This window comes from Mycobacterium vicinigordonae (genome assembly GCF_013466425.1).
Classification (GTDB): domain Bacteria; phylum Actinomycetota; class Actinomycetes; order Mycobacteriales; family Mycobacteriaceae; genus Mycobacterium; species Mycobacterium vicinigordonae.
This window is the reverse complement of sequence record NZ_CP059165.1, coordinates 3,042,295-3,055,429: the sequence shown is the minus strand read 5'-3', so window position 1 is coordinate 3,055,429 and position 13,135 is coordinate 3,042,295. Positions and strand designations below refer to the sequence as shown.

Below are 13,135 nucleotides of genomic sequence, written 5' to 3'. Positions count from 1 at the left end.
GCCCGTGACCTCGCAGGACTTTCCGATTATCGACGGCTGGGTCCAGCCCTGGCCCGCCGATGCGGTGGCCAAGATGCCGGCGCGCAACTTCACGCTCGCCGACCGGATGGAGCACGGGGCCCGGATGCGCGCCGGCATTCCGCTTCAGACGATGATCGAGGAAATGGATGCGGCCGGCATCGACAAGGCCATCTGTTCGGCCGGACCATTGATCCCCAATGAGGCCGTCGTCGAAGCGATTCAGCGCTACCCTGACCGCTTGATCGGGATGGCCGCAGTCAGCCCATGGTCGCCGGACGGGGTGATGCCGGCGGTGCACACGTTGCGCGCACTGGTCGGCGAATACGGCTTCAAGGGCCTCAAACTCGAACCCTTCATCTTGGACAAGGTGCCCACCGAGGCCCAGTGGTATCCGCTGTATGCCGCCTGCGACGATCTCGACATCACCGTGCAGATCCAGGTGGGCGGGACCGGCCCTTCCACCTACACATCGGAGACCGGACGGCCGGGCCATATCGACCGGCTCGCCATCGATTTCCCCGGGTTGCGCCTCGTCGCCGGCCACATCGGTTGGCCGTGGACCGACGAGATGATTGCCGTTGCGGCCAAACACCCCAACGTGTGGATCGACACCAGCGCCCACCTGCCCAAGTACTACCCGCCGCAGTTCAAGCATTTCCTGCGCACGTACGGGCGGCGCAAGTGCATTTGGGCTAGCGACTGGCCGATCCTGACCTTCGAGGCGGCACTGGACGGCCTGGCCGAGCTTGACCTCAAACCGGAGGTGCAGCGGTTGTTCATGCACGACAACGCCGTTGCGGCGTTCGCGCTCAAGCCATGATCGGCGGCTTGCCATCGGCTCACTTCTTTTATATAACCAGGTTAATAGATTTGGAGGCTGGGGACTGACATGCAGTTCACCGACGATCACGAGCTGTTCCGCGACAGCGTGCGGCACATGCTCGCCAAGGTCGTGCAGCCACACGTCGACGAATGGGAGGAGCAGGGCCGTTTCCCCGGCCACGACCTGTTCCCCGAATTCGCCAAACTCGGATTGCTGGGTCTGGAATACGACCCGGCCTACGGCGGTGAGGGCGCCGATCATTGGTTCACCGTGATCGCCTGCGAGGAGTTCGGCCGGCTGCCCGGCAACGGAGTTCCGATGGCCTACAACGTGCAGGCCAACATGGCCACCCCGGCCCTGCACAAGCACGGCAGCGACGCTCTCAAGCGCGAGTTCCTGGCGCCGGCGATCGCCGGGGAGCAGATCTGCTCGATCGCCGTCACCGAACCCGACGCGGGCTCCGACGTCGCCGGCATTCGCACCAGAGCTGTGCGCGCCGGCGGTGACTGGCTGATCAGCGGGGCCAAGACCTACATCACCAACGGCGTGCAGGGCGACTGGTTGTGCCTGCTGGTGCGCACCTCCGACGAGGGCGGCTACCGAGGCATGAGCCAGGTCATCGTGCCAAACGACACACCAGGATTGACCGTGGGCCGGTCGCTGAAGAAGCTGGGCAACTGGTGCTCGGACACCGCCGAGCTGACGTTCGACCGGGTCCGTGTTCCGGTCAGCAACACCATCGGCGAGATCGGGCGTGGTTTCCAGCAACAGATGGAGCAATTCCAGAACGAGCGGATCTGCGCGGTCTATCAGGCAGTCGGGCAGATGGAGACCGCCATCGAGCTCACCGTGGACTACCTGTCCGAGCGTCCGGCGTTCGGCGGCAAGCTGATTGACAATCAGTACCTGCAGTACAACCTGGCCGAACTGGCCTGCGAGGTGGACGCGCTGAAGCGCTACGCGTACTCCTGCGCCGAACTGATCGTCGCCGGCGCCGACGTCACCCGTCGTACCAGCAGTGCAAAGCTATTGGCCGGCAAGCTGATTCGCCGGGTAGCCGACACCTGCCTGCAGTATCACGGGGGCATGGGCTACATGGCCGAAACCTGGACCTCCCGGTTCTTCCGGGACTCCCGGCTGCTGTCCATCGGCGGCGGAGCCGACGAGGTGATGCTTCGGGTACTGGCCCGCGATGTCGTCGCCAAATCCTTCTTTACCCGCTGAGTTTCACCACACCTAGGAGTGACATGACCGCTGCGGACACCGCCACATCGCCGTCCGACCCACCCGACCAGGCCGAGCGGGTGATCCTGACCAAGGACCCCGACAGCCACATCGCGCGGATCACCATCTCCAACCCTGCCAAGAAGAACGCGATGGCGCCCGAGGATTGCGAGTTGATGGGGCGTTATCTCGATGACATCGCCGACGACGACACCATCAAGGTGGTCATCGTGCGCGGCGAGGGCGGGGTGTTCACCACCGGCGTCGACCTCAACCGCGCCTACGGCTGGTACGCCACACCCGGCGACGAGCGGCGTCCCAGCCAGCGCCGGCGGTTGGCCGTGGACCGCAAGGGCCAGCGAATGTTCCACGACTTCATCGGTTTTCCGAAGGCCACCATCGTCCAGGTGGAGAGCTACGCGCTCGGGCTCGGCCTCGAGCTCGCGCTCTCCGCCGACCTGGCGGTGGTGTCCCGCCAAGCCAAGCTGGGTATGCCGGCCGCCCGGTTCCTGGGCCCGGTGCTGGGCAACGTCGCGCTGTTCATGCATCGGCTCGGTCCGGTCGTCGCGCGTGATCTGATGCTCACCGGCCGGATGGCCACCGGCGCCGAATTCGAATCGGCGAAACTGTTCACCCGTTTCGTCGACGAGGAAGACGTCGCGGCCGAAACCGAAGCCCTGGCAGTGCAAGTCGCAAAGATGCCCGCCGACGGCATCGCCATCGCCAAGGAGGCATACCGGTTGGTCGAGGCCAGCTCGGCGCTCGGCCTGGAAGAGTCGACCGCCTACCTCTTCCACAGCTACGGCACCAACCTGCGGTTCGAGCCCGACGAGTTCAACTTCGTCAAGGAGCGCGCCAAGAGCGGCACCAGCGACGCGTTCCGCAAGCGCGACGAACACTATGGGGCAGGGACCGCACAGTGACGACACAGACCTACACCCGAACCCTGCCCGATCGGGTTCTGGTCATCGGCGGTAGCCGCGGCATCGGTCGCGCGACTGTGGTTCAACTGACCGCGGCGGGTACTCGCTGCGCTATCGGCTACGTCGAAAACGACGCCGCCGCAAAGGAAACCCAGGAGTTGGCCGCGGCAACCGGCGGCCCGGAACCGCTGCTGGTGCGCGGTGACCTCGGCGCCGACGCACCTGGATTGGTGACCGCCGCCATTGAGGGACTCGGCGGCCTGGGCGGCCTGGTGACGACGGCCGTACCGATTCTGGCCGGCCGCACGCTGAGCGTCACCCGCGAGGAGTACGACCGCGTGTTCGACGTGCAGGTGTGGGGTTTGTGGGAGGCGGTCCGCACCGCGTTACCCGAGCTGGAAAAGGTCGGCGGCGCCGTGGTTGCCGTCAGCAGCCTGGGCGCCAACCACTATGCGCGCTACTACGGCGCCATCGGACCGGCCAAGGCGGCGATGGAGAATCTGGTCCGCTACTACGGTGCCGAGCTGGGGCCACGCGGCGTGCGGGTCAACGGCATCGCCCCCTCGCTGGTCGACAACCCCGGACATGGCGGCGAGGACATCATCGCCGGCGTCAAGGAGATGCAGGCCGCGGTCGCCCAAAAGACACCGTTGCGCAGGCTGGGGCATCCCGACGAGCTGGCCTCGGTCATCGTCGCAATGCTGTCCAGCGACTTCCAATTCGTCACCGGCCTCACCATTCCGGTCGATGGCGGCTACAGCTTGCTCGCCTGAAAGGCACGGCTAGTCATGCAATTTCGGCTCGACGACGATGAAGCGCAGCTGCGCGACGACCTGCGCGCCGCCATCGACGAGTTCGGCGCCTCGGACATGACGGCGATGCGGGCCGAGATGGCGGAACTGGCGAGCGACCGTCAGGCGCCGACGCTGTTCCACCCGTGGTTGGTGCGGCAGAACGTCATTGGGTTGGGTTGGCCGGAGCCGCTGGGGCGGCCCGCCACCCAAACCGATCGGTTCGTCGCCCACGAAGAACTCGATTCGGCCGGGCTGCCGACCTACGGGCTAGAGCAGGCCGAAGCGGTCGGCTGGATGCTGGCCACGTTTGGACCCGATGACCTTGCGGAAGAACATATTCCGCATATCCTGGACGCGTCGTGGAGCTACGCGGGAGGCTACAGTGAACCCGAGGCGGGCAGCGATATGTTGGCGCTGCGCACCAAAGCCACCCGCACCGCCGACGGCGACTTCGTGGTCAGTGGGCAGAAGATGTGGACCTCGGGTGCGCATCTGGCCGACTGGATCTTCACCCTGGTGCGCACCGAGCCCGACAGCACCCGGCATCGGGGCCTGTCGCTGTTGATGATCGACGCGCACGCCTCCGGTGTGACGATCCAGCCGATCCGGGTCATGGGCGGATGGCGGGTCAACGCCTGCTTTTTCGACAATGTGACCGTGCCGGCGCGGGCGCTGATCGGCCAGCCCGGCCAAGCGTGGGCGATGATGTCGAAGGCGCTCGACATGGAGCGGTCGATGAGCTTCGGCGGCCGGGAGGCGCGCCTGCTGCTGGCGCGCTATCTGGACCGGATCGGCGCCAGCGGTGTCGAGCTTGAGGACGAAACCTGGCGGGACATCGGCGAGTTCATCATGGAACTGCAGGCCGAGCGGCTACTCGGCCAGCAGGTCGTTGCCATGGGCGAGCGGGACGAGTCCGCCAGCGGCGAGGCGTCGATGAGCAAGCTGCATGGACCCGCGGTCGCGCAGCGCTTCGCGCAGTGGCTCGTCGATGCCCTGGGCCCCGAGGCTTGGACACGCGACAGCGGCGACACTCTCGCCGCCGACGCCGAACACTTCCTCCGAGCGGCCACGGTGCTGTCAATCATCGGCGGTACCAGCGAGATTCAGCGCAATATCATCGCCCAACGCTGGCTGGGCCTACCCCGGGGCTGAGCGGAGGATCCATGGATCTCGGACTCAAAGACAAGGTCGCCATCGTGCTGGGCGCCACGCAGGGAATGGGCCGTGCCACGGCAATGCGATTGGCCGCTGAGGGCGCTCACGTGGTCGTCTGTTCGCGCGGCCACGACGCGGGCGACGTCAGCTACCGCTACACGGCCAAGCCGGCTTTGGCGGCGGTGGCGGCCGATGCTCGCGCCGCCGGCGCCGCGTCCGCCCTCGCGGTTGCCGCGGATCTCACCGAAGCGGGTCAGGCAGAGCGGGTGGTAACGGCGGTCGAGCAGGAATATGGCCGCCTCGACGTCCTGGTGAACACGGTGGGGCTGTGCGAAATCGGAGAATCCGTCTTCGAGCCCGACGACTGGTGGGACCGCTCGCATCAGTCGGTGCTGATGACCTCGGTGCGGGCCTGCCGTGCCGCGGTGCCGCTCATGCTGCAATCTGGCGGTGGGGCGATCGTCACCACCTCGGCAATGTCGATGCGGCACTTCATCGGACGCCTGGCGCACTATTCGTCGCAGAAGGCGGCACTGGCGCACTTCACCAAGAATGTGGCCCGGGAATTCGGGCCGAAGGGCATCCGCGCCAACGCTGTTCTGCCCGGCATGGTCGTCAATGAACAGATCGCCGAGAAGCGGCGACAGTGGATGGCGAGTACCGGCGGCTCCGAGGACGATTACTTCGCCGATGCCAACAGTCGCTGGCACAACGCGACGTGGGGTACCCGGTTGGGCCAGCCCGACGACATCGCCGATGCGATCACGTTCCTGGTGTCGGAACGTGCGAGCTACATCAATGGTGTGCTGCTCAACGTCGACGGCGGGTCGGAGTACTTCTGAGCGCCGCTCTTGGCGTCGAACGTGCGCCGGGCCGCACGCTCGCGCGGCGGGCCCCACGTTCGGCGTGGTGCGGTCAGCACGGCGCGGGATCGGCGTCCCATTCGGTGAGGGTCCAACCGTCAGAGGGGTTTCCAGTGATCACCGCGCGGCCCGTGTTCGGGATCGGCTTACCGAAGATCTGTGCTAGGTCGGGGTTGTGCACGTTCATCAACACCCACATCGATATCGCCGCACCGTGGGAGAACGCGACCGGATTCTGTTCGCCGCTGTCATATATCTGTTGGACGGCGCCCTCGAACCGCGCGTCGAACTGGTTGCCGTCCAACGACCCTGGGATGCGCGCGCTGCGGTCTCCGCGCGCCCACCGTTGCAGGACGCTGAAATAGCCGTTTCGATCGGCCTCCGGCTGGCCTTCATACTGGCCGGCCTCGATTTCCCCGAGCCCGGGCAACGCGGTCACTGGTTCATTGAGCGTTTGGGCCAATGGTTCCGCAGTCTGTTGGGTACGCACCATTTCCGACGCGTAGATGCCGTCATAGTGGTTGGGGCTCAACTGTGCCGCAGCCACCGTCGCCTGACACCACCCTCTGGGTGTCAGGTTCGGACCGGGCGTCGACGTGTCGATTAGACCCGTCGCGTTGCCCTCCGACTGGGCGTGCCGGACCAATGTCAGCGTGATGATGCGCGCGCCCGCTGCCCGTGCCGGCGGCAACGTCGTGACGACAAATGCCAGCACGGCGGCGGCCACGAAACATCTCACGATGCTGCGCCCGACAGCGACACCCATGACACCTCCTACGACAACAAGTTCAAATAGGTTAGTCCACCGCACTGGCCGGCCTGTTAACACTTGGCGAGGGGCAGGTGACGCAGGGAATAGCCAGGGAGAGTCGGTATTACACCCCTTAGCCGCCGTGTTCGCGCGCCCAGTTGGGCAGGGTGAAACCGCGGTCGAACTGCCAGAGATCGGTGACCTGTTCGCGGGTCGACGGGTCGGCCAGCGTCTGCGCCAGCCGCGCCAGCCACCCAGCGGGATCCGGCATGGCGGCGCTCCAGGCGCGGATACGGCGGGAGTAGAGCTGACAATCCGCCTCTACCGTGAATCCATAGCCGCCCAGTGCCTGATGCACGGTGGACGCCGCCTGCCGCGACGCCGCACGCACTTTCGCCGCCGCCATGGCCGCGGCGAACAGCGGCACCGGCCCGTCGGTCGCGGCGAGATAGGCGGCGTGCCGCGTGAGCAGGTCGGCCGCCTGCACAGCGGTCGCCGCATCGGCCAGCGGGTGGGCGACGCCCTGAAAGCTGCCGACCGGCACACCGAACTGCCGCCGTTCGGCGACATACTCGACGCCGTACCGAATGAGTGATTGTGCGGCGCCTACTAATTGGGCCGATTCCAGCAGGAAGCCCCAGGCGCGCATCGCGTCCGCATCACCCTCGTGGGCCCACGGGCTGAGCCGGTCGACGTGCACCACCCACTCCCCCGATGCGCTGCGCCGCACCGTGTCCGGCATCGGGGAAATGCCGAGCCCGGGCCCCAGCGCCACCGCCACCCGGGACAGTGCCGCCGGCACCACCGGACGATCGACACCGTTGGCCACATCGGCTTCGCCGAGCAGCACATAGGCGGGCATGGACGAGACGAACGGGACCGGCGCCAGGTGCGCGCCGAGCGTGACGGCCGCCCGCGTCAACAAGTACGGGTTAGGGGGAAGGTCCCAGAGCCCGAAGTCGCGCACCGCGTTGTCGAGTTGCTCGATAGCGCGGTCATCGGTGTTGTCCCACGCCCGCAACGTCTCCGGCGAGCAGTGCTTGGCCAGGACAGCAGCGAGTGCATCGGCCAGTTCTTCGGCCTCCTGCGGCCAGCGCTCGTCGAACATCGATCACCCAGACCACTCAATCAGCAAATCGACAACCAGGTTATAGTATTCAATGTGGAGCGGGAGACCAAGTCACGGACAACGTCTGGACTCGACGATCTGGGCCTCGACCTGTCCGAGGAGGATACGGCCTTCGCCGAGGAGTGGTCGGCCTGGCTGGATGACCATCTGCCAGCGATGCACGAACGACTCGCCCGGGCCGAAAGCGGCACGGAAAAGCTGGCGTTAGCCCGGGAATGGCAATCGCAGATGGCCGCCGGCGGATGGGCGGCCATCACCTGGCCGGCCGAATTCGGTGGCCGCAAGGCCACGGCGCGACAACAGCTGATCTTCTACCTCAGCTCAGCCGAACGCCGCGTTCCACCGTTGGCCGGCCGCATCGGCCTCAACCTGTGTGGTCCGACACTGATCGCGCACGGCACCGAAGAACAGCGGCAGCGTTTCCTGCCACCGATGCTCGACGGCAGACATGTGTGGTGCCAAGGCTTTTCGGAACCCGGGGCGGGATCCGACCTCGCGTCGCTGCGCACCCGCGGCGTAATCGACGGCGACAGCATGGTGATCACCGGGCAGAAGATCTGGACATCGAGCGCCCATCTGGCCGACTGGATGTTCGCGCTGGTGCGCACCGACCCCGATGCCCCCAAACGTCACGGCATCAGTTTCGTCCTCATCCCGATGACCGCCGACGGCGTCGACGTCCGGCCGATCCGCCAAATCTCCGGGGACGCGGAGTTCAACGAGGTGTTCCTCGACTCGGTGCAGGTGCCGTTGAGCAACGTTGTCGGGAAACTCAACGACGGCTGGAACGTCACCCGCACCACGCTGGCCAACGAACGCGCGATCCTGTTCATGGGCCAACAGATGGCCTTGACCTCGACATTGCGCAAAGCCGTAACTATGGCGAAAACCACTGACGCACAGGGATTTCGCGCTGCCGACGACCCGCACTTGCGGGACCGGATCGCGCAGGCCTGGATCGACGTCGAACTGGTCCGGCTCAACGGGATGCGCAACCTGGCGAAGGTTCTGGCCGGCAAGGAACCGGGCCCAGAGGGCTCGATGTCGAAGTTGTTCGGTCAGCACGTCGAACAACACCTGCACGAACTGGCGCTCGATCTGGGTGGCGAACTCGCCATCCTGGACCGCGGGGCCGACGACGCGCCCAATCGCGGCAAGTGGGCATTGGGCTGGTTGCGGACGCGGGCATCCACCATCGGCGGCGGCACATCGGAGATCCAGCGCAACGTGCTGGCCGAGCGCATCCTCGGACAGCCTCGAGACCCCTGGGCGGACGCATGAGGTTCGAATTCAGCGAGGAACACGAGGCGTTACGCGACCTCGTTGCCGACGTGTGCAACCGGGAAGCCAACGCACGCGCCTGCTACGACGGCGAGTCGGTGCTCGACACCCGACTGTGGGGTGCGCTGTGTTCCGCGGGCGCGGTAGGAGTAGGCGTCCCGGAGGCCTACGAAGGCGGCGGCGCCGGGCCGGTGGAGCAGGTCATCATCGCCGAGGAACTCGGTCGCTCGGTGGCCGCGGTGCCGTTCAGCGAGCATGCGTCGGCCACCGAGACCATCGCCCAGCTCGGTTCCGACGAGCAGCGCAAGCGGCTGCTGATCCCCCTGGCTCGGGGCGAATCGGTCGCGGGACTGGCACTGCCGACCGCGGCGAACCTCAGTGCGATCGAGGCGCGACGCGACGGAGCCGGCTGGCGCCTCAACGGTCGAATTCCGCTGATACCCAACGCCGCTGCGGCAACCCTGCTCGTGGTGCCGGCGCAGGTCGACGGGCAGCCACGGTGGTTCGTGACCGAGGCGGCGCACATCACCGCGCTGCCCACCGTGGATCGCACCCGCCCAGCGTCCACCGCAGAGTTTGCGGATGCGGACGCCGATTTGCTACCCGGCACCGACGTCACCCTGCGGCCCGACGAACTGCTGATGACGCTGGCCGCCGCCGAGGCATCCGGCGCGGCCGCCGCCGTCCTGCAGACCACGTCGGCATACTCCGTCGAGCGACAGCAGTTCGGCCTGCCCATTGGAACGTTTCAGGCCGTCAAGCATCGACTCGCAGACATGCTGGTGGCCGTGGAGAACGCACGGTCGGCGGTCTACGGAGCGGCCTGGGCGCTGGAAGAGGGTGACGGCACCGCCCGTGCGGTGTCGTTGGCTCAGGCCGTGGCGACCGGCAATGCGATCACCGTGGTCAGCGACGCCGTCCAACTGCACGGCGGCATCGGCGTCACCTGGGAATGCGACCTGCACCTGTACCTGCGCCGGGCGAAGGCACTGGAGTTGACCTACGAAACGCCGTCGCAGCATCGCGAGCGGATCGCCCGCAGTCTTCTCGACGGTTGACCGACACGCTTCCCGTTGGCACGGTCAGGTGCGGCAGATTCGCGACCCACGGCGATAATGACGCTCTAAACATCTGACAGCCTAGGACGGGTCATGACACCTTCGGCGCCTACAGGAACCGGCCGACCCCGTGACCCGACGATGGAAGAACGGGTTCGCCAAGCCGCTTGCGATCTGTATGGACGAGTCGGATGGGCCGGATTCAGCATTGACGCGGTGGCCAGGGAGGCCCGCGTTGGCAAGTCGTCAATCTACCTACGCTGGGCTGACCAGACGGCGTTGCTTCTCGACGCGCTGCAAGCGCGGATCGGCCTGCCGTTGGACACCGACACGGGCAGCCTGCGCACCGATCTGCTTGTGTTGAGTCGCAGCACCTTTGCGCTGCTGGCCAGCGATGTGGGTGACACCGTGGTGCGGCTCAGTGCCGAAGCGCGCTCGGTCCCGGAACTCGCGCCGCGCTGGGCAGAATTCATCAGTGCCCAGGCAACGGCGATGCGTGCGATCACCCAGCGTGGGATCGCACGCGGAGACCTGCCGGAGAGCACGCCGGTCACGGTGATGCTCGACGCCCTGTTCGGCGGCCTGCTGATGCACTTCATGGCCACTCCGCCCACCCGCATGCGCCGCATGGCCAGGGACGTCAACGAGTACACCGAAGCACTGGTCGACATGCTGCTGGCGGCGGTCACCAAGACCTGAGCACTCCGGGCAGCGCTGAATAACGTTGCACGAGTTGGTGCTTGTTAGGGGCGGGGAAAGTGGGCGTTGCGCAAATCGGCTTTGCGCACCTTGCCCAGCGCCGTACGGGGTAGGGCATCGACGATCACCAGACGCTCGGGCGTCTTGTGCCTGGCCAGTCCGGCCGCCGCGAAGTGCCGAGCCAGCTCGGCGAGGTCCAGCCGGGCACCCGGCTGGAGCACCACAACGGCGGCAACCACCTCGCCGTAGCGCGAATCGGGCGCCGCCACCGCGGCAGCTTCGGCGACGGCAGGGTGACTGTGCAGAACGTCCTCGATCTGTCCCGAGGACATGGTCTCGCCGCCACGGATGATCACGTCCTTGATCCGGTCGGTGATGGTAAGCCGCTGCTGGGCATCCAGATGGCCGAGGTCACCGGTCCGGAACCACCCGTCTGCGGTGAACGCGTCGGCATCAAGGGCCTGGTTGCGATAGCCGATGAACTGGTCGGGGCCTTGGACCACCACTTCGCCATCGACGCCAACCGGCTGATCCGCGCCGTCCGGCCCGAGTACACGCACCGCACAGCCCCGCATCGGCATTCCATCGGTAGCCATCCGCACCCGCAGCGGATCGCGTGCACGCGCGCCGGTCACGGTCGGATGTTCGGTCATGCCATAGCAACGAAACGCGGTGATGCCCGCCGCGGCAGCGCGACGACCCAACTCCTCGCTCACGGTGGCGGCACCGGTCAGAAATTCCCGCAACGTCGCGAGCTTCAACCTGACGTCGCTCACTTCGAGAAGGCCTTCGAGGTGAAACGGGCTACCCGAAGTCGACGTCACGGAGAACCTTGCGATCAAGTCGGCCGCGACGGCGGGGTCCCAATGATCGAGGAACACCGATCGAGTCCCCGACACCAGCGGCCGCAGCATGGACGTCAACCCGGCCACGTGGCCCGGCGGGAAGGTCACCAGCTGCACCGCACCGGTGTCACCCGCCAGCAGCTCCGGCAGGCTGGCCAGCTCGGACAGCAACGAATTATGGCTGTGTCGTACACCTTTGGGCGCCGACACCGTGCCAGAGGTATAGAGCAGCGCGCACACGTCATCCGAGCGCACCGTCGGAGCGACGTAACCGGCCCGATCGGCACCGATGCTCTCCCAGGAGAGGTAACCGGGCCCGGGTGCCGCATCCACGACGACGATGTGGCCCAGCTCAGCCAGGTCCGCATAACTGGGCACTCGTTCCACGAATGAGGTCGATCGGAACCTGGCGGGCATGACGAACAACCTTGCCCGCGAATCGGAAAGGATGAACCGCACCTCGCTCGGACCGTAACTGTGCACGATCGGAACCAGCACCGCACCGCACAACAGCACCGCCTGATAGGTGACCGCGCACTCCAGCCGGTTGGTCAGCTGGACCGCCACCGCGTCGCCGGAGCGGATCCCCAACCGCTGCATGCCGGCAGCAATTTGCATTGCGGCGCTGTGGATCTCGCCGACCGTCACGCTCGTCTCGGATCCCCCCGCAACGAAAGTCACTGCAAGCTGGGCATGTTCGCGTGCGGCGGTGTTAACTGCGTCCAGGCAGGTGCCCGCCGAGTAGAAGCCCTCCGCATACCAGCGCATCCGCAGCGCAGCGTGGTTAACCATCTGAATTGACGGCGGACAGTCGTCGGATCACCCGGCCGAGCAGCTGCGGTGACAGACGCCGCGCACGCCACAGCACTTTGACCGGAAGGCCGGGAAAGACGTAGATTCCGGCGTTGCGGCGGACCAGCGACACCTCGATGGCGTCGATGATCTCCCCGGGCGCGGCGACTTGGGAGAGTCGCTTGAGCCGCTCCGGCATCCCACGGGACATGATGTCGTCGAGCATCGGTGTCTGGACGGCTCCCGGGCACACGCAACGCACTCGGATGCCGCTGCCGTCCAGTTCCATGGCCAGGGTCTCCGCGAAGCCGACCACGGCGAACTTGGTTGCGGTGTAGGCACCCATGGCGGGCGTGGGCATCCATCCCGCCAGGGACGCAAACAGGATCAACTCGCCGGCACCGCGGCTCCGCATGGCCGGCAACACGGCTTTCACCCAGCGCACCGTACCGAGGTAGTTCACGCTGATCGACCGTTCGAAGGCATCCTGCGGCAGATCCTCGACGTGACCCGCGACGGCGATTCCGGCGGCGTTGACCAACCGGTCGATGCCGCCGAATGCGGCAACGACGCCCCGCGCTGCGGCGGCCACCTGGTCGTCGTCGCGGACGTCGCACCGAAATGCGTGTGCACCGGTCTCAGCTGCGGCGGAGTCCAATTGCGGTCCAGGGAGGTCGACGGCGGCCACCGCCCATCCTGCCTTCGTGAGCCGCTCGGCGGCCAGTCTGCCCATGCCGCTGGCGGCACCCGTGACCACGGCAACTCTGGTGGCCATCC

General features: G+C 66.6%; 13 protein-coding genes. 9 read left to right on the top strand and 4 right to left on the bottom strand.

Annotated elements, in window-relative coordinates:
- Positions 1–4: 4 nt before the first annotated feature.
- The 6 genes from H0P51_RS13800 (at position 5) to H0P51_RS13775 (ending at position 5,782) form a co-directional block, all read left to right on the top strand.
- On the top strand, positions 5–841 hold the full coding sequence (locus H0P51_RS13800; RefSeq protein WP_246398649.1) for an amidohydrolase family protein: 837 nt from the start codon (positions 5–7) through the stop codon (positions 839–841).
- A 69-nt stretch (positions 842–910) separates the two neighbouring features.
- On the top strand, positions 911–2,068 hold the full coding sequence (locus H0P51_RS13795) for an acyl-CoA dehydrogenase family protein (RefSeq protein ID WP_180918572.1): 1,158 nt from the start codon (positions 911–913) through the stop codon (positions 2,066–2,068).
- Positions 2,069–2,091: 23 nt separating this feature from the next.
- Positions 2,092–2,991 carry an enoyl-CoA hydratase/isomerase family protein gene (locus H0P51_RS13790; protein ID WP_180918571.1) on the top strand — a complete coding sequence of 300 codons (900 nt, stop codon included), beginning with the start codon at positions 2,092–2,094 and terminating at the stop codon, positions 2,989–2,991.
- Positions 2,988–3,764, top strand: a complete 777-nt coding sequence (locus tag H0P51_RS13785; protein ID WP_180918570.1) for an SDR family oxidoreductase — start codon at positions 2,988–2,990, stop codon at positions 3,762–3,764. Before H0P51_RS13790 ends, H0P51_RS13785 begins: the two co-directional genes overlap by 4 nt.
- 15 nt (positions 3,765–3,779) lie before the next feature.
- The gene (locus H0P51_RS13780; protein ID WP_246398647.1) at positions 3,780–4,937 is read left to right on the top strand and encodes an acyl-CoA dehydrogenase family protein; all 1,158 of its coding nucleotides are present in this window, start codon (positions 3,780–3,782) and stop codon (positions 4,935–4,937) included.
- Between the two features lie 11 nt (positions 4,938–4,948).
- Entirely contained in the window at positions 4,949–5,782 is an 834-nt protein-coding gene (locus tag H0P51_RS13775; protein ID WP_180918569.1) for an SDR family NAD(P)-dependent oxidoreductase, read from the top strand.
- Positions 5,783–5,855: 73 nt separating this feature from the next.
- Here the strand turns inward: H0P51_RS13775 and H0P51_RS13770 are convergent, their stop codons facing one another.
- Positions 5,856–6,569 (bottom strand): histidine phosphatase family protein, encoded by a 714-nt coding sequence (locus tag H0P51_RS13770; protein ID WP_180918568.1) that lies wholly within the window; start codon positions 6,567–6,569, stop codon positions 5,856–5,858.
- 118 nt (positions 6,570–6,687) lie between these two features.
- Positions 6,688–7,662, bottom strand: coding sequence for an acyl-CoA dehydrogenase family protein (locus H0P51_RS13765; RefSeq protein ID WP_180918567.1), 975 nt, complete (start codon positions 7,660–7,662; stop codon positions 6,688–6,690).
- Between the two features lie 54 nt (positions 7,663–7,716).
- Here H0P51_RS13765 and H0P51_RS13760 point away from each other — a divergent pair, with 54 nt between their 5' ends.
- From H0P51_RS13760 to H0P51_RS13750, 3 genes are all read left to right on the top strand, one after another.
- Positions 7,717–8,964, top strand: coding sequence for an acyl-CoA dehydrogenase family protein (locus H0P51_RS13760; RefSeq protein WP_180918566.1), 1,248 nt, complete (start codon positions 7,717–7,719; stop codon positions 8,962–8,964).
- Positions 8,961–10,022, top strand: coding sequence for an acyl-CoA dehydrogenase family protein (locus H0P51_RS13755; RefSeq protein ID WP_180918565.1), 1,062 nt, complete (start codon positions 8,961–8,963; stop codon positions 10,020–10,022). Before H0P51_RS13760 ends, H0P51_RS13755 begins: the two co-directional genes overlap by 4 nt.
- A 93-nt stretch (positions 10,023–10,115) precedes the next feature.
- The gene (locus tag H0P51_RS13750) at positions 10,116–10,721 is read left to right on the top strand and encodes a TetR-like C-terminal domain-containing protein (RefSeq protein WP_180918564.1); all 606 of its coding nucleotides are present in this window, start codon (positions 10,116–10,118) and stop codon (positions 10,719–10,721) included.
- A 44-nt stretch (positions 10,722–10,765) separates the two neighbouring features.
- Here the strand turns inward: H0P51_RS13750 and H0P51_RS13745 are convergent, their stop codons facing one another.
- Both H0P51_RS13745 and H0P51_RS13740 read right to left on the bottom strand, forming a co-directional pair.
- Positions 10,766–12,358, bottom strand: a complete 1,593-nt coding sequence (locus tag H0P51_RS13745; protein WP_180918563.1) for an AMP-binding protein — start codon at positions 12,356–12,358, stop codon at positions 10,766–10,768.
- Positions 12,351–13,133, bottom strand: coding sequence for an SDR family NAD(P)-dependent oxidoreductase (locus H0P51_RS13740; protein ID WP_180918562.1), 783 nt, complete (start codon positions 13,131–13,133; stop codon positions 12,351–12,353). Before H0P51_RS13740 ends, H0P51_RS13745 begins: the two co-directional genes overlap by 8 nt.
- Positions 13,134–13,135 lie beyond the last annotated feature (2 nt).